Origin of the sequence: Pseudomonas moraviensis subsp. stanleyae (assembly GCF_036283065.1) — a bacterium.
GTDB lineage: Bacteria > Pseudomonadota > Gammaproteobacteria > Pseudomonadales > Pseudomonadaceae > Aquipseudomonas > Aquipseudomonas stanleyae.
In genome coordinates, this window is the sequence record NZ_JAADJI010000004.1 from 476,766 (window position 1) to 496,429 (window position 19,664).

General features: G+C 60.0%; 21 protein-coding genes, 1 tRNA gene and 1 pseudogene. 11 read left to right on the top strand and 12 right to left on the bottom strand.

The window, feature by feature from the left end; genetic code table 11:
- The first annotated feature begins 266 nt into the window (after positions 1-266).
- Positions 267-2,324 carry a methyl-accepting chemotaxis protein gene (locus GXB78_RS09610; protein WP_329515208.1) on the top strand — a complete coding sequence of 686 codons (2,058 nt, stop codon included), beginning with the start codon at positions 267-269 and terminating at the stop codon, positions 2,322-2,324.
- A gap of 115 nt (positions 2,325-2,439) precedes the next feature.
- Positions 2,440-2,516, top strand: a tRNA-Met gene (locus GXB78_RS09615).
- A gap of 360 nt (positions 2,517-2,876) precedes the next feature.
- Here GXB78_RS09615 and GXB78_RS09620 read toward each other — a convergent pair.
- Complete coding sequence (locus GXB78_RS09620; RefSeq protein WP_329515209.1) at positions 2,877-3,101, bottom strand: SymE family type I addiction module toxin; 225 nt, start codon at positions 3,099-3,101, stop codon at positions 2,877-2,879.
- Positions 3,102-3,182: 81 nt separating this feature from the next.
- Positions 3,183-3,575, bottom strand: a complete 393-nt coding sequence (locus tag GXB78_RS09625) for a helix-turn-helix domain-containing protein (protein ID WP_241664234.1) — start codon at positions 3,573-3,575, stop codon at positions 3,183-3,185.
- 365 nt (positions 3,576-3,940) lie between these two features.
- Between GXB78_RS09625 and GXB78_RS09630 the strand changes: the two genes are divergently transcribed.
- From GXB78_RS09630 to ggt, 5 genes are all read left to right on the top strand, one after another.
- Positions 3,941-5,188 carry an S-type pyocin domain-containing protein gene (locus tag GXB78_RS09630; protein WP_329515210.1) on the top strand — a complete coding sequence of 416 codons (1,248 nt, stop codon included), beginning with the start codon at positions 3,941-3,943 and terminating at the stop codon, positions 5,186-5,188.
- Positions 5,189-5,192: 4 nt separating this feature from the next.
- On the top strand, positions 5,193-5,447 hold the full coding sequence (locus tag GXB78_RS09635) for a bacteriocin immunity protein (RefSeq protein WP_329515211.1): 255 nt from the start codon (positions 5,193-5,195) through the stop codon (positions 5,445-5,447).
- A gap of 45 nt (positions 5,448-5,492) precedes the next feature.
- Positions 5,493-5,753, top strand: a complete 261-nt coding sequence (locus GXB78_RS09640; RefSeq protein ID WP_408005121.1) for a bacteriocin immunity protein — start codon at positions 5,493-5,495, stop codon at positions 5,751-5,753.
- Between the two features lie 98 nt (positions 5,754-5,851).
- A complete protein-coding gene (locus GXB78_RS09645; RefSeq protein WP_329515212.1) occupies positions 5,852-6,109 on the top strand; it encodes a bacteriocin immunity protein in 258 nt (85 codons plus the stop codon).
- A gap of 216 nt (positions 6,110-6,325) precedes the next feature.
- Positions 6,326-8,158, top strand: a complete 1,833-nt coding sequence (ggt, locus tag GXB78_RS09650; RefSeq protein ID WP_329515213.1) for a gamma-glutamyltransferase — start codon at positions 6,326-6,328, stop codon at positions 8,156-8,158.
- Positions 8,159-8,231: 73 nt separating this feature from the next.
- Here the strand turns inward: ggt and GXB78_RS09655 are convergent, their stop codons facing one another.
- The 5 genes and pseudogenes from GXB78_RS09655 to GXB78_RS09670 all read right to left on the bottom strand — a co-directional run bounded on the left by GXB78_RS09655 (position 8,232) and on the right by GXB78_RS09670 (position 12,462).
- Positions 8,232-8,864 carry a LysE family translocator gene (locus tag GXB78_RS09655; protein ID WP_329515214.1) on the bottom strand — a complete coding sequence of 211 codons (633 nt, stop codon included), beginning with the start codon at positions 8,862-8,864 and terminating at the stop codon, positions 8,232-8,234.
- A gap of 73 nt (positions 8,865-8,937) precedes the next feature.
- Positions 8,938-9,537 (bottom strand): flavin reductase family protein, encoded by a 600-nt coding sequence (locus GXB78_RS09660; RefSeq protein ID WP_329515215.1) that lies wholly within the window; start codon positions 9,535-9,537, stop codon positions 8,938-8,940.
- 180 nt (positions 9,538-9,717) lie between these two features.
- Entirely contained in the window at positions 9,718-10,278 is a 561-nt protein-coding gene (locus GXB78_RS28135; RefSeq protein WP_371919905.1) for a methyl-accepting chemotaxis protein, read from the bottom strand.
- Positions 10,258-11,034: pseudogene (locus GXB78_RS28140) on the bottom strand (PAS domain-containing protein); the annotation flags it as partial. The gene GXB78_RS28135 and the pseudogene GXB78_RS28140, both read right to left, overlap by 21 nt.
- Positions 11,035-11,148: 114 nt before the next feature.
- A complete protein-coding gene (locus GXB78_RS09670; RefSeq protein WP_329515217.1) occupies positions 11,149-12,462 on the bottom strand; it encodes an MFS transporter in 1,314 nt (437 codons plus the stop codon).
- A gap of 341 nt (positions 12,463-12,803) precedes the next feature.
- Between GXB78_RS09670 and GXB78_RS09675 the strand changes: the two genes are divergently transcribed.
- A complete protein-coding gene (locus GXB78_RS09675; protein ID WP_329515218.1) occupies positions 12,804-14,222 on the top strand; it encodes a short-chain fatty acid transporter in 1,419 nt (472 codons plus the stop codon).
- Positions 14,223-14,258: 36 nt separating this feature from the next.
- Here the strand turns inward: GXB78_RS09675 and GXB78_RS09680 are convergent, their stop codons facing one another.
- Both GXB78_RS09680 and GXB78_RS09685 read right to left on the bottom strand, forming a co-directional pair.
- A complete protein-coding gene (locus GXB78_RS09680) occupies positions 14,259-14,603 on the bottom strand; it encodes a HepT-like ribonuclease domain-containing protein (RefSeq protein WP_042609687.1) in 345 nt (114 codons plus the stop codon).
- A complete protein-coding gene (locus GXB78_RS09685; protein WP_042609686.1) occupies positions 14,600-14,890 on the bottom strand; it encodes a nucleotidyltransferase family protein in 291 nt (96 codons plus the stop codon). Before GXB78_RS09685 ends, GXB78_RS09680 begins: the two co-directional genes overlap by 4 nt.
- 217 nt (positions 14,891-15,107) lie before the next feature.
- Here GXB78_RS09685 and GXB78_RS09690 point away from each other — a divergent pair, with 217 nt between their 5' ends.
- Together GXB78_RS09690 and GXB78_RS09695 are read left to right on the top strand one after the other, a co-directional pair.
- Positions 15,108-16,280 carry a hypothetical protein gene (locus GXB78_RS09690; RefSeq protein ID WP_329515219.1) on the top strand — a complete coding sequence of 391 codons (1,173 nt, stop codon included), beginning with the start codon at positions 15,108-15,110 and terminating at the stop codon, positions 16,278-16,280.
- Positions 16,281-16,455: 175 nt separating this feature from the next.
- Entirely contained in the window at positions 16,456-16,980 is a 525-nt protein-coding gene (locus GXB78_RS09695; RefSeq protein WP_329515220.1) for an SET domain-containing protein, read from the top strand.
- 9 nt (positions 16,981-16,989) lie between these two features.
- On the opposite strand, the gene can is transcribed toward GXB78_RS09695, so the two are convergent.
- Entirely contained in the window at positions 16,990-17,634 is a 645-nt protein-coding gene (can, locus tag GXB78_RS09700) for a carbonate dehydratase (RefSeq protein WP_039761245.1), read from the bottom strand.
- Between the two features lie 140 nt (positions 17,635-17,774).
- Here can and GXB78_RS09705 point away from each other — a divergent pair, with 140 nt between their 5' ends.
- Positions 17,775-18,179, top strand: coding sequence for a serine kinase/phosphatase (locus tag GXB78_RS09705; protein ID WP_329515221.1), 405 nt, complete (start codon positions 17,775-17,777; stop codon positions 18,177-18,179).
- Positions 18,180-18,300: 121 nt separating this feature from the next.
- On the opposite strand, the gene rimI is transcribed toward GXB78_RS09705, so the two are convergent.
- On the bottom strand, positions 18,301-18,753 hold the full coding sequence (rimI, locus tag GXB78_RS09710) for a ribosomal protein S18-alanine N-acetyltransferase (protein ID WP_065616577.1): 453 nt from the start codon (positions 18,751-18,753) through the stop codon (positions 18,301-18,303).
- On the bottom strand, positions 18,746-19,492 hold the full coding sequence (locus tag GXB78_RS09715; RefSeq protein WP_329515234.1) for an energy transducer TonB: 747 nt from the start codon (positions 19,490-19,492) through the stop codon (positions 18,746-18,748). Before GXB78_RS09715 ends, rimI begins: the two co-directional genes overlap by 8 nt.
- Between the last annotated feature and the right edge of the window lie 172 nt (positions 19,493-19,664).

The following is a 19,664-nucleotide window of genomic DNA, read 5'->3' on the forward strand; positions in this document are numbered from 1 at the left end:
CAAAAGATCGCAGCCTTCGGCAGCTCCTACAGGGGGCCGTTCATGGCGAAAGTGATAGCGCAACGCCATGGTCTGAATCTTGCCTTGCTTCTGCCCTTGAACACGATCGCCTTACAAAGGCGCTCGACAATGGGAAGTTTCGCTACAGAGCCGGCCTACAGAGCGGGCGAGGGTGAACTTTCGAGGCCTTTTAGAGGGCACAGGTCGTGGGCGAACAGCTCGCGGCGCACGCCAATGGTGCGTGGTGTCCAGAGGAGTCATGAGGCATGCAGGCTTTCCTTTCACCGGGGATCAAATTGCTGGGGCGGTTTGGCTTCGCGGGTAAATTCCAGTTGTTGTTTCTGCTGTTCATTCTGCCGCTGGCCGGCAGCCTGTTGATGATCGGCCATGACTACCGCGAGAAGCTCAATCTGATCGCCGGCGAACGCGCCGGCGTGGGTCAATTGCTTGCACTGGATGCGCTGGACAACCTGCTCGCCGCGCAACGCGACCGCGCTGCCCGCTGGCGCGCCACCGAGACCAATCGTCAACCGACACCGGCCACCCTCGCCGCCATGGCCGCGTTCGACGGTGTGCAACCGGCGGTGCTGCAAGCCACAACGGAGCTGGGCAATGCGCTGAACCAGCAAGGCGCCGAGGGCGAGATCCTTGCGCGCTATCAGGCGCTGCAAGCCGCGCTCAATGGCCTGGATTCGAAAAGCCTCAGCAGCGTCGGTTGGTGGCCGGACGGTTATGACCGTTTCACCAACGCCCTGGGCGCGCTGCAAGCCTTGCGCGAGCAGATCGTCATGGACAATCGCCTGACCCTCGCGCCGTGGCTGGAAACCTACCTGCTGACGCAGATTTCCACGCAACACGCTCCGGACCTGATCGAGCGGGTCGGCCGGCTCGCCGCAGTCGGCCAGGCCTCGGTCGTCTCCGGCCAGTTCACCCTGCAGAGCCGCTTGCAATTGCGCGACCTGCGCAGCCGTATCGGCGACGCTCGCGAGCAACTGGTGAAAACCGCCGGCCTGCTGGAGGCGCGTCTGCCAGCCGAGCTGCAAGCCTGGGCCGGGCAATATCACGACAGCCTGAAACACCTCGACAGCGGCCTGAAAGTCCTCGACGACGGCGTGTTCGGTGGCAGCATCAACCTCAAGCCGGAAGACTTCGAACGCAGCCTGGACTCGCTGCTCAGCAACCTCGCGGCCCTGCGCCAGCAATCCCTGTTGGCGCTGGATCAGCGGCTCGATGCCTATTACAGCTCGGCGATCCGCCAGTTCATCGTCGTCGCGGCGATTTTCGGGTGCCTGCTGTTGGCGGCGTTGTACCTGTTCGTTTGCCTGCAAGCCTCGATCCGCCGCAGCGCCAGCGGCATCACCCTGCTCGCCGAAGCGTTGCGCGACGGTAACCTGAGCCTGCAAGTGCCGGTGGTGGGTCGCGATGAGCTGGCAGCGATCAGCACCGCGCTCAACGTCGCCGTGGTGCAACTGCGCAGCAGCATGCTCGGTGTCGACCACGAAACCTCGCAGTTGAGCAACGCGGTACGCAGCCTCAACCAACACTCCAGCGGCGCCCTGAGCGAAGTCGAGGCGCAGCAGTTGCAGATCAGCCAGATCGCCGCGGCCGCCACGCAATTGGCCGCGACCTCGCAAGGCGTCGCGCAGAGTTGCGAACAGGCCTCCGGCAGCGCCCAGCACACCCGGCGCATCGCCGCCGACAGCAGCCGCGACAGCCAGCGCACCACGGCAAGCATTCAGCAGCTCAATCAGCGCCTGAACGACACCGCCGCCGCACTCGGCCGGGTCAGCGAGCAAGGCCAGCAGATTCAACTGGTCGTGGACACCATCCGTGGCGTCGCCGAGCAGACCAACCTGCTCGCACTCAACGCTGCCATCGAAGCCGCCCGCGCTGGCGAACAGGGTCGCGGCTTTGCCGTGGTCGCCGACGAGGTGCGCAGCCTCTCGCAACGCACGCAATCGTCCACCGCGCAAATCGCCGGCACCGTCGACAGCTTGCGCGCGACGGTCAACGAAGCGGTGAGCCTGATGGAAGCCGCCTGCGGCCAGGCGCAATCGGACGCCGAAGCGGTCACCGGACTTGGCGAACGCCTGGGCGAAATCGCCAGCGCCGTACAAAGTGTCACCGACACCTTGGCGCAAATCGCCACGGCAGTCGAAGAACAGGCCAGTACCGCCGACGAAGTCAGCGGCAATATCCAGCAGGTCGATCAGGCAGCGGTGCGTTTGCTCGAAGGCGCACGCGCCGTGAACCTCGCGGCGGACACCTTGAGCCAGGGTAGCGAGGCCCTGAGCGCCAATACCGCCAGATTCCAACTGCGCTGACGCCCTCCCCGGCCCCGATTTTCGGGGCCCGAGGATAAGCGGTTGAAAACAGGAAGAAATATTTTCGATTTACGCTTGACGCTTTGCCATTTCAGGGGAATAATGCGCGCCACTTGGCTACATAGCTCAGTTGGTTAGAGCATAGCATTCATAATGCTGGGGTCCGGGGTTCAAGTCCCTGTGTAGCCACCAAGTACTAAAAACGGCTTACCGAAAGGTAGGCCGTTTTTTTATGCCTGCAATAATCCCCCTCCGGTTCCCCACCTACAGAAGGTCTATCTTCAGCCCTTTCGATTGGATCAGTGGGCTCGCAGCCGCTCATCCGTCAGACTTTCTTACTGTTTGCACTTCGCCTTTTTTCACGTAAGCCAAATATCAAATTCAAGATAATGCCTTCCTCACAACCAGGCTTTTAGCCAGGTAACAGGCCCCGGCCGCCATAAAATTCAAGATAATCAAAAGCGCTATTTGAGAAAAAACGCCGCTATCCCTGGAGGGTTAGCGGCGTTTTTCCTACGCAACTGGCGTTGCGGCTGTACTTGGACGATTCATCTATTCCGTTGTAATCACCAGACACCCTTTCATCACACGCACTTTGACGTTCTCGTTCACCTCGAATCCTGCCTGCCGTAACCACAGGCCGCGCAGTCTGATCCAGGGTACGGGTTTGGCGAGGCTGTAGGATTTTTCCTTTGTGTGGACGGGGTAAAAATCAGCGGCGATTTTCAGCCGGCGTTCAGTGATGGGGGTTGATGTCGTATGATTGGTTTTAGCCATGGTTCAGCTCCTTCTAAGCTGCTTTGTGGTTAGCGGGGCCAGGGTGTTCGCGCACCTTGGTTCCGCGTTCTTTGGGTTACTTCAAACTTCTGTTTCTTCGTTGCTCGTTTTGGTCCCTGCCTGTGCGATCAGGGCGTCGAGCATCTGCGCAATTACCTTTTGTTGGACCTTCGAAAGCTCATTGATGGACTGCAGCCGTCGATACCACGTCGAGGTCAAGCTGCGTCTGGGCGTCTCCGTGTACGAGGGAACCCCGAGCAGGTCTTCAACGGGAACGCGAAGCGCAAATGCCATCTTCACCAGTGTCGTGACCGGCATGCTGCGCGTGCCCTCCTCGTAGCCCTGAAAGGTTTGCCTGGAAAGACCTAAAGCCCGTGCAAACCGAGTCTGTGTGATCTCGTGCACTGTGCGTAAGTGAGCAATGCGACTGCCCAGCGCCACCAGAAAATCGCGGTCCTCATTGGAAATGCTCATGACAATGGCCGACTGAAAATAAAATCGAATGGCAACGGACTCATCCTCTTCATCTGATATCCATCCTGGAAAAACTACAGAAAACATCCTCAGGCAGCGGCGCGTAGGTTGTCGACCTGAATAATCTGTAAGAGAAATCCGGCGTAATCCGCCATTCAAACGAAAAGACTACAGCCGCGACCGACGACAATTTCGCCTGAACCAGGCGCAAAACCGCTGGACTGAGATAGCCCTGTAGGAAGCAGGCTCTGCTCACGTAAGAACTGGATTTTTCATTACGTCAAGCACCCGCCCCTCTCTCCCCGAATTGCCCTTCGGCCGACAAGCTCCCCTTGGCTCGATTAAACGCCATACAGGGAGTGGGCATGCCTCAATACAAATACCTTCTCGACGATGACTGGTTATTAAATCCGTATAGCGGTGGCAGGGCCTGGTTTACTTTGCTTCCACCGAAAGCGCCGGAGCCGGTGTACATCGAGAAGGATGAGTGGCCTGCGCCCAAGCCACGCGAAGACAGGGTATTTGCCAAGTCCTGCACGCCGGACAACTGGTGTCGCACGGATGCCGGCACCGCCAAGGAGCCAGCCAGCAACTTCGGCAAGATCATGGTCGCCGGCGCCATGCTCATGCCATCCGCTAGTACCGCGATCGCGACGGCAATAGGCGCCGACCTGGCTTTGGGGCGGCTGGCCGGCGGCGGGATTTTGCAACAGCGCCTGAACTGGGCCATCCGTGGCGCCGGCGGGCCGGCCAGCGTGTTTGTGCTGGGAATGCTGCCGAGCAAAATGGCCGACGGCACGCTTCACACCGACGAAGAACTACGCCGCATGAGCCGCGCCACCACGCGCGTGCGCTTCCAGTTTCGTCGTGATGCCGAAGGCGTCGTGCGGGTTTACGGTATCCATTCCGGCGCCTCGGGCGACGACGCCGTACGCACGGTGAACGTCAAGTGGAACGCCGACAAGACCGCCATGGAGGCCAAGCTCAACGGCATCACCATTCTCTGGACGCCGCAACGCGGGCCGCTGGGGTCGATGCCTCCGCTGGTGTATCCCGACCACGGTGAGGCACTCGACCCGATCCTCGTCCACCCGATCCCGGAGAACACCGATAGCCAGATTGAGGGTCTGCCGGGCGAGGATGTAACAGCCGAGGACTGTATTCTGGTGTTCCCGGCGGACACCGGGCTGAAGTCGTTGTATGTGGTTTATTCGAGGCCGGCGAGGCAGACGCCGGGGATCGTTACGGGGGTGGGGGAGGATGTGCCGGGGATATGGCTTGCGGGTGCTGGGACTGGAATTGGTGTGCCGATTCCTACTCGGATCGCGGATAAGCTCAGGGGGAGGGAGTTTTCGAGTTTTGATGCATTCAGAAAAGCGCTTTGGACTGAGGTGGTGAATGATCCAGATTTGCGCAGCCAATTCATCCCGGACAATATTGAACGGATGCAGAATGGAAATGCACCAAAGGCCCGCTACAGGGATTCAAATGGCGGAAGAGGCTCCTTCGAAATTCATCATGTAGATCCAATTTCGAAAGGCGGCAAGGTTTATCACGTAGACAACTTGCGAATCAACACGCCAAAAAACCATGCAGATATTCATCGGAAATAATTGAATGAAAAGCCGCCTTTCTGACTATACCGAAGCAGAGTTTCTAAGCTTCTTGCAAGAAATTCGAGCCGCCAACAAAAACGCTCCCGATGAAATTCTCGACCCGCTACTTAGCCACTTTTGTAGCGTTACGGGACATCCAGATGGAACGGATCTGATCTACTACCCAGAAGATGGGGCAGACAACACCAATGAAGGAATCATCGAAACAGTGAAAAAGTGGCGCAAAGACAACGAGTTGCCAGGTTTTAAGTCGTAACTCCGTTCACATCAATAATGAGATGACGACCTGAACGATCCTTTTATCAAAATCAGCTTTTCGCACTACACCGAGGCCGAATTCGTCGCGCTGCTACAAGAGCTCGCGAAAGAGGATGAAGAAGCTGAAAACGATGATCGTGCTGATTTACTGTTGGCACACTTCGAGACTATCAGCGAGCATCCAGCAGGATCCGACTTGATCTACTACCCGGAGCCTGGTGCTGATAATTCCCCTGCGGGGGTAATGCAAAGTGTCAGGGAATGGCGAGCAGCACAGGGATTGCCGGGGTTCAAAGACTCTTGATAAGTCGAGTCGTTGAGGATTCGAGCAACCGGATCAACGCTGGCTTTCACGACTTACATACGGCTCAACACATCCAAGATTTGTGCAGGAGATACGCAATGGCAAACGAAACTCCCGGTTACACGGAGAAGTATTTTTCGGGTCTCTTAGAAAGAATATTTGCTGCCAATCGAAATGGTACGCCTGAAGTCGTGCTGGCGGATATGTTGGATAACTTCTGTGAACTGGCCGAGCATCCCGCCGGCACCGATCTGATTTATTGGCCCGAAGATGAAACCCAATGCACTCCGGAAGGCATCACGGCAACTGTTAAAAAGTGGCGGGCTGATCATGGTCTACCCGGTTTCAAGCAATAAGTTTCTGGCTCACTAACCCTGCACTACTCCCGAGAATATCGGACCGCCTGACCCACCGCTTTCGCGAGTAGGCTCGCTCCCACAAGGGCATCGTTTTCGGCCGATCGATTGGCGCGGCCGCTCAGCGGGAGGGCTGTAATCCCCACGCGGTTTGCACCCCGTCCGCCCGCTCGATAAAGTCCCTCAAGACTTCTACCCCACGGACGGAGAGCCCGCGTGTTTCCAGCCCAGCCCTTGAAGCGCTTTCGCCTGCCAGCTTTGACACTGCTTGTCAGCGCTCTGACCCTCACCGCATGCAACGCCCCGCCCTCTTCTTCCTTGCCGCTGGCACCGGAAGCCGCCTCCGGCTATCGCACTGATCTGCAAACCCGACACGCCAATAAACACATGGCCGCTGCTGCCAATCCGCTCGCGGCCGAAGCCGGGCGGGAGATGTTGCGTCAGGGCGGTTCGGCAATTGATGCGGCGATTGCGATGCAGGCAGTGTTGACGCTGGTTGAGCCGCAGTCTTCCGGCATCGGTGGCGGGGCGATGATTGTGTTGTGGGATGGCAAGCAGGTGCGCACCTATGACGGCCGCGAAACCGCGCCGGCCGGGGCCACCGAGAAGCTGTTCCTGAAGGCTGATGGTAAACCGATGGCCTTTACGCAAGCACAGATCGGCGGGCGCTCGGTGGGTACGCCCGGGGTATTACGCGCGCTGGAGCTGGCGCATCGACAACATGGTCGCCTGCCGTGGGCGAAGTTGTTTGAGCCGGCGATCGAAATGGCCGAGCAAGGCTTTGCGATTTCCCCGCGCCTGCATTCGCTGCTGACCGCCGACCCACTGATACGCCAGTCGCCAGACATGGCCGCCTACTTCCTCAATGACGATGGCAGCGTCAAAGCCGTCGGCACGCGCCTGCAGAACCCGAAGTTGGCCGCCGTGCTCAAACGCATCGCCAACGAAGGGGCCGACGCGCTGTACAAAGGCCCGATCGCCGAAGAAATCGTCGCCAAGGTTCAACAGCACGCCAACCCCGGCAGCCTGTCGCTGAACGATTTGCAGCGTTATCAGGCCAAGGAGCGCGCGCCGCTGTGTACCGACTACAAGCGCTGGCAGGTCTGCGGCATGCCGCCACCATCGTCGGGCGGGATCGCCGTGGCGCAGATTCTCGGCACGTTGCAGGCGCTGGAGACTCGCGATCCACGCCTGTCGCTGACCCCGCTCAAACCGGTGAAAAGCAATAAGCCGGCCGGCATTGAACCGGCGCCGCAAGCGGTGCATCTGATCGCCGAGGCCGAACGTCTGGCCTATGCCGACCGTGCGCAATACGTCGCCGACACTGACTTCGTCCCGGTGCCCGTCAAAGGGCTGCTAGATCCAGCCTACCTGGCCAGCCGCGCCAGCCTGATCGGCGAGCGCAGCATGGGCAGCGCTAAACCCGGCACACCCCCGGGCGTGCAGGTGGCCTACGCACCGGATCGCTCGCCGTTGCGCATCTCGACTTCGCAAGTGGTCGCGGTGGATGATCTCGGCGGCGCCGTGTCGATGACCACCACCATCGAAGCCGCGTTCGGCTCGCACTTGATGGTTCAGGGTTTTCTGCTCAACAACCAGATGACCGACTTCTCGTTCATCCCCGAGGAGAACGGGCAGAAAGTCGCCAACCGCGTCGAACCGGGCAAACGCCCACGTTCGTCGATGGCGCCGACACTGATCTTCGATCGCGACAGCGGTGAATTCGTCGCCACGGTCGGCTCCCCCGGCGGCTCGCAAATCATCGAATACGTCGCCAAAACCACCATCGGCCTGCTCGACTGGAACCTCGACGCGCAAAGCGCGATCAATTTGCCCAACTTCGGCAGCCGCAACGGCCCGACCGAACTGGAACAGGGGCAGTTCAGCCCGGCGCTGATTCAGGCACTAAGAGACAAAGGCCACACGGTCAGTGAAATCGACATGACCAGCGGCACCCAAGCGATCGTTCGGGTGAAGGATGCACAGGGTAAAGCGACATTAACGGGTGGTGCCGATCCTCGGCGTGAGGGAGAAGCGTTGGGGGATTGAGTATTACGAAGTGAGCAGAAAAGGCTTACCGGGAGGTAGACCTTTTTTTGCGCACAGCGATTGCTCTCATTGATCAGCGATTCGCCACCAAGTGCACCCCAAACAACAAATAGCACCCACCCGCCAGCCGATCCAGCCACTGGCGTGACCGCTCGTAGACACTGGCAATCCGGCGGCTGGCGAAGAACAGTGCGACGCTGCAATACCAGCTGAACGACAGCGTGGCCATGGTCAGCACGGCCAGCGCCAGCAGGAGCGGCGGTACGTGGGCCGGCATGGCAGTGGCGAAGATGGTGGCGACGAACAGCGCGGATTTCGGGTTGGTCATGTTGCCGAGGAAACCGCGAGCGTAGACGCCGAAATAAGTCTGCCGGGGCGCAGCCGGTGCACCGGGGGCAACCGTAGCCTTGCGCTTGAATTGCTTCAGCCCCAGATAAATCAGGTAGCAACCGCCGGCAATCTTGAACCCCAGATAGAGCGTCGGCGCGGCGCTGAACAAGGTCTTGATTCCAAGCCCGCCAGCGAGCCCCCACAGCACCGTGCCGGTAGCCACGCCCAGCGCAGCCACCACGCCATGTCGGCGCGAGTGACTGGCCGCGAGTTGCGCGATGTTGAAGAAATTCGGCCCGGGCGTGACCACCGCCACTGTCCACAACAGCGCCAGCGACAGCAAAGGGGCAAGATAACCGGCAACAGAAACGTCCATGAGCGTTGCGCCTGACAGGTGAAATGAGACGTCTACCTTGCTACATCCGCTGACGCTTTTCCATCAACACCAGTTAAACCCCGAGCGTCTTGCCGTCCACGCCGTCACCAATCTTCAGGAAATGCCCACCCGCAACGTGATGCAGCGTGCGTAATCTGTCCTGCCCTTCGAAATGCCAGCGCCCACCGCTGAACACACGCTCGTCCGCCTGGGCGGCGATGACTTCAGCCAGGAACAGGTCGTACTGCTCGTGATTGCGCGGTTCAGGCAGCAGACGGCATTCGAGCCAGGCCACACAGCCTTCCAGCAGCGGCGCTTCAACCTGTTCGCCGGCAAAGGTGTGCAGGCCGTACGCCTGAAATTTGTCCTGTCCCTGGTTGCGGGTGATTTCCAGGCCGGAGGTGTTGCCGACGGTTTGCACGATATCGGCCTGGTTGACGCACGGCACGTTCAGCACAAAGGTGCCGGAGGCTTCGAGCAACTGGCGGGTCCAGGTGGATTTGTCGAGGACGACGGCGACTTTCGGTGGCTCGAAATCCAACGGCATGGCCCAGGCGGCGGCCATGATGTTGCGCTCGCCGTCGTGAGCGGCACTGACCAGCACGGTCGGCCCGTGATTGAGCAGGCGATAGGCTTTGTTCAGGGGTACCGGAAGGCGGTGGGAGGCGCTCATGGGATCTGCTCCGGGGGAAAAGGAGCCGATTGTAGCGCCCGCCCCGAAAGATCTGTTGGTGAAAACTGTAGGAGCTGCGGAACGCTGCGATCTTTTGATCCTGGCTTTGATTCTTGAATTCAAATCAAAAGATCGCAGCCTCGTTTCACTCGTCAGCTCCTACAGGGGGCGGCGTGCAGATCAGTGAGAGAGCTGATTGGCAAACTGCCCCACCGCATCCACCACTTTCTGCGCGCCGTCCTGAATCTCGACGATCACCGTGCCCGCCTCCGCCGCCAGCGCCAGGCCTTGTTCAGCCTGAAGCTTGCCGTCGGTCATCAGCGCCACGGCGCTGCGAGCCATTTCCTGGTTCTGCCGTACCACGCCGACGATTTCATCGGTCGCCTGGCTGGTGCGCGAGGCCAGTTGCCGGACTTCATCCGCGACCACCGCAAAACCGCGGCCCTGTTCGCCGGCACGGGCGGCTTCGATGGCAGCGTTGAGCGCCAGCAGGTTGGTCTGTTCGGCAATTCCGCTGATGGTTTTGACGATGGTGCCGATCACCAGCGACTGCTCGTTCAGCGCCTCGATACCTTCGCCAGCGGCTTGCATGTGCCGTGACAGGTCACGCATCACGTTGACCGCTTCGGTGACCACCGTGGTGCCACGTTGCGCGGTGCTGTCGGTCTGTTGCGAGGTGCTGTAAGCGATGCTGGCCGCGTCGGCTACCGCCTGCTCGCGGTTGACCTGATCGGTGATCACCGTTGCGAACTTCACCACTTTGTACAATTTGTCGTTGGCATCGACCACCGGGTTGTAGGACGCCTCCAGCCACACCGTACGACCATGGCTGTCGATCCGCTTGAAGCGACCAGCGACGAACTCACCGCTGTTCAGGCGCCGCCAGAAATTCTGGTATTCGGCGCTGTTGTACTCTTCCGGGGCGCAGAACGTGCGGTGATGTTTGCCTTTAATCTGCGCCAGGCTGTAACCCATGCCGTTGAGGAAGCGATCATTGGCGCTGAGTACATTGCCGTTGAGGTCGAATTCGATCACGGCGGTGGAGCGGACCAGTGCACCGATGAGGTTTTCGTGCTCGCGTGAAGCTTCGATAGTGCGGGTCAGGTCGCTGGCGTAGAAGGAGATGTGTCTGATCCGGCCATCGGAGGCGCGGACAGGCTGCACGATCGAACGCAGCCACGCCTCGCCACCATTGCCGCGCAACAGGCGCACGGCTCCGGCGAAGTGCTCGCCACGGCTCATGGAGTTTTTGAAGCGCTGGTGGAATTCGTCGGTTTTGACGTGGGCCGGGACGATGTCTTCGATTGCCCGACCGATCAAGTCCTGACTCTTGTAGAACATTTCATTGAGAAAATTCTGGTTGACCGAACGAATCCGCCCGTCGGGCTCAAGGGTCAGCGCGAGCATTTCGCTTTCCAGGCTTTCCTTCACTTGTACAAGGCTGGAGAGTTCTTCACGGAGAGCGGCCAGCTCTTGCTTCAAGCGATTATTGAACATGGGAAAGCACCGATGGCAGGGTAGTAAGCGGATACAACCTAGCCATCGGCCTGGCGGAGTTTTTCTGAAGCGGGCTCACGACCCGTCAGTCGAAAATAGTCCGGCGCTTGCGGCTCAGGCAGCGCCGGCAACCTGACACGGTCCGGTACGCGGCATGCGCGCAGCGAAATACGCCGCCGTTAAAATCCCCACCGCGCCCATCACTGCACAGAAGATCACGCAGACCCACGGGCTCCACGGCATCAGACCGATCAGCAACAGCGGCGTGATACTCGCCCAGGCGGCGTAGGCAATGTTGTAGGTGAAGGAAATGCCCGACACGCGAATCCGCGCCGGGAACAATCCGACCATCACCGAAGGCACCGCCCCCACCACACCGCAGGCAAGACCTGCGATCGCATAGGCGATGCCGATCCAACGCCCGCCCATGATCAGACAGCCATACAACACGCCAATGCCCAGCGGCAGCAACAGGCTGTAGAGCATGACCGTGCGCCAGGCGCCGATACGGTCGACGAGCAGCCCGGCGATCACGCAGCCAATGTTGAGAAAGACGATGCCCAAGGCACTGAGGCCGAAGGTGTGGCTGGCGGTCATGCCGAAGGTTTTCTGCATCATGGTCGGGGTGATGACCACGAACACCACCACCGCCGAGGTCAGCACACAGGTGAGCAGCATGGCCGGCAGCATGGCCAGACGATGCTCACGCAACACTGTGCGCAACGGCAGCTCGACCCGCGCCTCGCGTTGCGCTTCCATGGCCATGAACACCGGGGTTTCGCTGAGCCAGCGGCGCAGATAAACGCCCACCACACCGAATACCCCACCGAGCAGAAACGGATAGCGCCAGGCGTAATCGAGAATTTCCGCAGGGGTAAACACTTGCGCGACGAAGGTCGCGGTGAGTGCGCCGATCAGGTACCCGAAGGTCAGGCCAGCCTGCAAAAATCCGAGGGCGTAACCGCGATGCCCGATAGGGGCGTGCTCGGCGACGAACACCCAGGCACTCGGCACTTCGCCGCCCACCGCTGCGCCTTGCAGGATGCGCAGCGCCAGCAACAGCAAGGGTGCGAAATAACCGATCTGTGCGTAGGTCGGCATGATCCCGATCAGCAGGCACGGCAGCGCCATCATCAGGATGCTCAGGCTGAAGACTTTTTTGCGCCCGAGTCTGTCGGCGAAATGCGCCATCAGGATCCCGCCCAGCGGCCGCGCCAGATAACCGGTGACGAAAATCCCGAAGCTTTGCAGCAGACGCAGCCACTCGGGCATTTCCGGGGGGAAGAACAGCTGGCTGAGGGTCAGCGCGAAGAATACGAAAATGATGAAATCGTAGATTTCCAGCGCCCCGCCGAGCGCCGCAAGGCCGAGGGTCTTGTAGTCGGCACGGCTGAACGGCGCCGGTCGGGCTGGAGAATTGGCAGTCATGACAAAGAACTCAGGCATCGGCAAAAACCAAGGCGCCCATGGTCTACGCAAATGCGTGGATCGACAACCCGTCAGACCATAGTCTCGGTTTGCGAAAACCTGCTCAACAAAAGGGCTGCGCTTGATTTACTGTTAGTACCTGTCCAAGGGACCACGCCAACACCGAACAGCCGTCCATGTGGGAGCGAGCCTGCTCGCGAAAGCGTCAGCCCAGCCAACTTCAATGTTGAATGTGCCGACCTCTTCGCGAGCAGGCTCGCTCCCACAGGGATCTGTGTGTTGTCGAGATCGGCGAGTGTTCCCGCAGACCACAATAACCATAAAAATCCGAGGTACATCCCGTGGCCGTTGATATCGAAGATAGCCGCTCCGCGCGCTTTGCCCTGCGCTGTTCCAGTTTTGCCGAACGCTGGTTTCCCGATTCCTGGGTATTCGCCGCGCTGGCGGTAATCATCGTCGCCCTGGCCACCCTGGCCATGGGCGCCAAACCCACCGCTGCGGCGATGGCCTTCGGTGATGGCTTCTGGAGTCTGATCCCGTTCACCATGCAAATGGCCTTCGTAGTGATCGGAGGCTACGTCGTCGCCAGCTCACCGCCCGCGGTCAAGCTGATCGACAAACTGGCCCGCATCCCGAAGAACGGCCGTTCCGCCGTGGCTTGGGTGGCATTGATTTCGATGGTTGCGTCCTTGCTCAACTGGGGTCTGTCGCTGGTGTTCGGCGGATTGCTGGTCCGCGCCCTCGCCCGCCGTACCGATCTGAAAATGGATTACCGCGCCGCCGGTGCCGCTGCGTACCTGGGTCTCGGCGCAGTGTGGGCGCTGGGCTTGTCATCCTCGGCCGCACAGCTGCAGGCCAACCCCGGCAGCCTGCCGCCGTCGATCCTGTCGATCACCGGCGTGATTCCGTTCACCGAAACGATTTTCCTCTGGCAGTCCGGGGTCATGCTGCTCGCGCTGATCGTGATCTCTATCATCATCGCTTACGCCACCGCGCCCGGGCCGAACTCGGCGCGCGACGCCAAGGCCTGCGGCATCGACCCCGCCTTCAACCTGCCACCGTTGCAACCGCGCACGCGGCCAGGGGAATGGCTGGAGCACAGTCCGCTGCTGATCATCCTGCTGGTGCTGTTGGCGGCAGGATGGCTGTTCCATGAGTTCTCGACCAAACCGGCGATCACCGCGATTTCCGGCCTGAACACCTACAACTTTCTGTTCATCATGCTCGGCGCGCTGTTGCACTGGCGCCCGCGCAGCTTCCTCGATGCCGTGGCCCGTGCGGTGCCGACCACCACTGGCGTGTTGATCCAGTTCCCGCTGTACGGCTCGATCGCCGCGCTGATGACCACAGTCAAAGGCGCCGACGCGCAAACCCTCGCGCACCACATTTCGACCTTCTTCGTCAGCATCGCCTCGCATGACACCTATGCGCTGCTGATGGGCGTGTACTCGGCGATTCTCGGGTTCTTCATCCCGTCCGGCGGCGGCAAATGGATCATCGAAGCGCCCTACGTCATGCAAGTCGCCAACGACCTGCAATACCACCTCGGCTGGGCCGTGCAGATCTACAACGCGGCGGAAGCATTGCCGAACCTGATCAACCCGTTCTACATGCTGCCACTGCTGGGCGTGCTCGGGTTGAAAGCGCGGGACCTGATCGGTTTTTCGTTCGTGCAACTGCTGGTGCACACGCCGCTGGTGCTGCTGTTGCTGTGGGCGCTTGGGACGACATTGGCGTATACGCCTCCGGTGATGCCGTAGGTAGACTTTAATACGCCTGTCTGCGGACAGGCGTATTCAACCTTGAGCGGTCGGAAGGGACTTCAACAGTGCAGGCAACGCAACCTGAACGGTTTCCCAGACAACGTCCAGATTGATATCGAAATAACCGTGAGCAATTCGATTACGCATCCCACGCATGCTGCGCCACGGCACCTGCGCGTTTTCAACAGTGAGCTCAGGGTAACGATCCATGATCTTGGTCGCTGCCTCTCCAATGATGATCAGGCTCATGATCACCGCTTGTTGCGTTCTCTTATCTTCAGCGAATTCATCTTTGTTCAGGCCCTCGACGAAGATAAGCGCATCGCTCGCGGCCTGACGAATATGTTCAAGATAATCATCTCGCCGGTTCTCTTTCATACGGGTCGCGCCTGATCAAGCACCTGCTGACGAAATTTCACTGGCAGGTCGCCGGGGGTCAGCACCTCGACCGCAACACCCAGCAGGTCTTCAAGCTCAACCTGAAGTCCGCCCAGATCAAAAAGCGTCGTGCCGGGCAGCGGGTCAACCAGCAGATCGAGATCGCTACCGTCCAGATCCGTCCCCAGCAATGCTGAACCAAATACACGCGGGTTGGCCACACGAAAGCGCCCGATCACTTCGCGGACGGCGGACCTTTGCATGTCGAGAGCAGTAGAAGGCTTCATGACTCACCCTTGGAAAATTCGATGTCGCTGCAGTCTAGCAGTGCGGACGCGCACCAGGCAGCGTGCTTGTTGGCACAGCCGTAACAATATGTGCGCTGCTTGGGTAATACCGCATTCAGGCAAGAATCCACACTCAACCGCTTTTCTGTCAAACACCACTGATCCACTATGAAGCGCCCCCAAATCGGGGGGAACCCACGCTGAAAAGGATCTGAGCATGCTCAAACTAGCAGGACTTACCCTCACCGCGCTCACGCTAAGCGCAGCCGCCCACGCCGATGTCGATCTGAAACTGGGCAGCACCGAGCGCGTCACGCGGCTCTTCGCCTACCCCAACAATTGCAGCGTGATCTGCTTCCGTAACTGGACGCTGGAGCAGACCGTCGCTCACTACCTGAGTCAAAGCGTGCAGCGCGATGGTTACGCCGATGCCAAGGTGTTGGTGAAAACCGATAACAATCAGCTCTACGCCGAGATCACCGGAGTGCCCGACGGCTACGACAAACCGCTGTCGGCGTTGCTCGACGCCGGGGATCTGGCTTATGCCGGCGCCAGCAAGCTCAATGCCGACGGCAAATGGGCCTATAGCTGGTATCTGTTCCTGCCGTTGGGCATGGCCCTAGAAAATCGTAAAAGCGTCGAGCTGCTGCACTTCCCGCCCGATTACTCGCTGACGCAGGCGCAGGACTATCTGCGCTCGAACACCACCGATCGCTGGGCGACTTTGCTGACTGATAACGGCATCCCCGCCGGGCAGACGCCGGCTTATCAGACCATCATCGACATCGCCCCGATCGCCGCGCCGTCCAATGCCGGCGGTGATCTGGAGGACGTCTACGACTATTTCAAGGATTACCAGACCACACTGGTCAAGCAGTTCAGCCAGACCGCCAGCGGCACGACGCTGCCAATGGTTGCGTTCGGTGCGCCGGTGCGTAACTGGATCAAGGAGCAGTACGGACCGACGGTGGGCGTGCTCGGGCTGGCGAGCATCAGTCCGAGCGAAGGAGTGAATGTGCCGGTGCTCGGCTCGAATCACCCGAGCTATATCTGGTACGTCGCCGATCCGAAGAGCTATACCGGCGACGATGCCCAGGCCAAGGCAGACGCGGCGGGCTTGAAAGTCATGGGCCAAGACTTGAGCGCCGCCTGCTGGCAGGCTGGGATGGGGAGCAAACCGGGTAGTAATGCGCAGGCCACGCTGAACAGCTGCATGCAGACATGGCAGGTGACACAAAAGGTCAAAACCTGCGAGTTGTTCTATACCTCGATCCGCGACCTCAGCGCTGAACAAGCCGCCGCCAAGTGCGCTACGCCCGCAGTCAAGACACAACTGCAACAGCTGAAAGCGCCACTGCCTGCGGCCGCCGTACCCGCACCGGCTCTGTAACCGTTGCCGGAGCAACCCCGTGTCAGCCAATGCTGACGCGGGATAACGGCGATCACGCCTGTCAGGTTTGACAGTAGACCTTGTGTGGCAATTGCGCGACGCTTGGATCCAATCATGCGTCGCCAGGCGAGGCATGGGCACAACCCGGAGGCAATACCTACCAACAAGGATCGTTATGAACAATCAAGCCATGGGCGGCCATCCGCCACGCGACACCGAAGGCATTTACCCTTTCGCCAGACTCCCCGTGCGTCTGGGCTTTCCATCCTGCGACGACTTTCAGATCATCCACAACGAACACGGCATGGCCACAGCGGTGGTCGCGCGCCGCGAGTTTCTGCGAATCAGTCGTATGTGTCGGGTTTCCGGGCAATTACTGCCCTATCGCGGTAGACAGACCCGTCAGCTGCAAACCGGCATCCACGTTTACGACCCACGCTTTTGCGGAGCGCTGGAACACGCCTGCGACCCGAATGTATTTCTCGACATGAGCGAGTTGTGGCTGTGGGCGTTGAAAGATATCCACAGCGGTGAGCGCCTGAGCATCGATTACGCGTCGACCGAAGACAAACTGCTGCGCCAGTTCGCCTGCGATTGCGGCTCGCCACGCTGCCGTGGGTGGATCACCGGTTACGATGAACCACCCACGCCTGAAGGCCAGCGCTTTTTACAGCGCTGGCGTCATGCAGGCCGGGGCTGAACGCCGCAGTTACGGCGCGCCGACCGGACGCAAGCGGTATTGCGGCGGCAGTTGCTCGAAACCGCTGATGGTGGTGTTCAGACTTTTCCAGCGGCCGTCCTTGATGCCGTAGATGCAGCCGTGGATCGACAGCGGCTGCCCGCGGTGCCAGGCATTCTGGATGATGCTGGTGTGCGCAACGTTGGCCACTTGCTGGATCACGTTGAGTTCGCACATGCGATCGACCTGCTCTTCCTCGGTCGCCAGCTTGGCCAGTTCTTCGCGCTTCTCGTAATACAGGTCGCGGATCGAACGCAGCCAGCCATCGATCAGGCCGAACTGGCGATCCTGCATCGACGCACGCACGCCGCCGCAGCCGTAGTGGCCGGTGACGAGGATGTGTTTGACCTTGAGCACGTCAACCGCGTACTGGATCACCGACAGGCAGTTGAGGTCGGTGTGCAGCACGACGTTGGCCACGTTTCGGTGCACGAACAGATCACCCGGGAGCATACCGACGATTTCGTTGGCCGGTACACGCGCATCGGAGCAGCCGATCCATAGATATTCCGGAGTCTGCTGGCGCGCCAGTTTGGCGAAGAAATCCGGGTCTTCCTTGGTGATCGCGTCAGCCCAACGCTCGTTGTTATCAATCAGGTCTTGTAGATCATGCATGGATAAGGCCTCAAGAAAGATGCGCAGGTTTGATAGACGACCACCCGTCGAAGTCACGCCGCCAGCGCAAAGTGTTTCCGTTGGAATTCTCGCGCGCCCGGTGAGTCCACCTAGTAAGGCCCACAGTACGAGGATTTGCCATGACTGATTCACGACGCCCTTATGATGCGGTGCAACCTGAGCCCATCGATGATAACGAAGACCGCATGGGTTCGGTGCACGAGCTGGATTTCGACGACGAAGAGCCCAGCGCGAAGATCGGTGATGAGCTGCCCGAGCGCGAACGCGAACAACTGATGCCGGATGAACGGGTGCGCGAGGCTGGCATGACCGGTGCTTCGGTGGATGATCATCAGCCGACTGACGATGACCTCAGCCCGGAAACGTTGATTCGCGAGGATGGTGCGCGCGATGCCGAGGAGGTCGGCGAAGGCAAACCGGCGGATTGGGATTTGAGCGAGGTCGATGAAAACGAAATCGGCGGCGGTGACGGACTGGATGAAGCAGAACTGGCGGATCTGGATCCGTTGGATGGCAAGCGCTGATCAGCTGATTTGAAAGTCGCTCCCTGTAGGAGCTGCCGAAGGCTGCGATCTTTTGATCTTGCTTTGGATCTTACAAAAACAAGATCAAAAGATCGCAGCCTTCGGCTGCTCCTACCAGGCCTCAGTCAACAAGTGTACAAGCCATCACCACCGCATCCTCACGCCCACCCACCGCCGGATAATAATCCCGCCGCCGGCCAATCTCGTTGAAGCCATAACGCTCGTACAATTTGAAAGCCGCCGTATTACTGTCACGCACTTCCAGAAAACATTCCCGAGCCTCAGCCTTGTAGGCAATCGACATCAGGTGCTCAAGTAGCGTCAACCCCAACCCACGCCCCTGATTTTCCGGTTTGACCGTGATGTTGAGCAGGTGCGCCTCATCAAGAATGATCTGCACCACACCATGGCCAACCTGCTGCTGCCCTTCGAACATCAGCCAGATCTGGTATTTGCCCAGGCCATCGAGAAAGATGCCCCGGGTCCACGGATGGCTGTACGCGGCATATTCGATCTTCAGCACAGCATCCAGGTCCGCCTCGGTCATCGGGCGAAAGGTTACAGCCTCACTCATCGGATTGTTTCCAGCGCGCCATCAGCCGACGCATGGCTTGCCACACAGCGGCCTTGCGCTGTGGCTCTTCCATTAACAGTTCCAGACCGGGAATCGCCCAGGCCAGGCCCAGACCTTCGATCTGCAGTTCACTATTGAACGCTTCGGCGTCCGCTTCGCCAGCAAACTTCACCGCCGGCAAGCCAATCAGCCACAAACAGGCGCAGGGCGCCGCTTCCATCTGCACCGAGAGGAAACCCTGCACGAAGTCGCGCGCCGCTTCCGGGCCCTGATCCAGCGTGCCGCGATTGAGCCACGGCCAGCGCACCGGCTCGCCGACGATCTGCGGCGCATCCGGCAGACCGGCGGCGCGCAGCATGTCCTTGAGCAGCAGGTAGGCTGGATCGCGACTTTGAAACGCGTCGCCTGTGGGTAACTCGACCAGCAGCAGGCACCGTCCGGCACGCAGCAGTTGCAGGGCGAAACGCGGCGGAGGCACGGGCGCAGGCTTGACCACCACCGGCGTCTCGTCGACTTCTTCCACCGGTTTGGCGCCGTTGCGGGTGCTCGCAAGCGACGGACGCGGCACTTCGATTTTCGGCCGCTCGGCCGGGCGCGCGGCAGGCTGCGCCGGTGCTTGGGCCTGAGGCGCCGGCGCAACCGGAACCTCAAGCTCAGGCTCGGGCATCTCCAGCAGCTCGGGCCGCGACGGTGCGGCAAATGGCAGTTCGGTGCGCGGCAACCAGTTGACCACCTGCATGGCGTTCAGATAGGCGCGGCGGCGGGACTCGATAAGCAAAGGTCGGCCACTTGTGGATAACGGAAAGTGCGCTGATTCTACCGCCCTTCGCACAAGATCGCTCGCTGTTGATCGACAGCCCGCGCTGCGCCGGGCCGCTGCGCTTTGAGCAAAGAATGCGACAGCCCGTCCC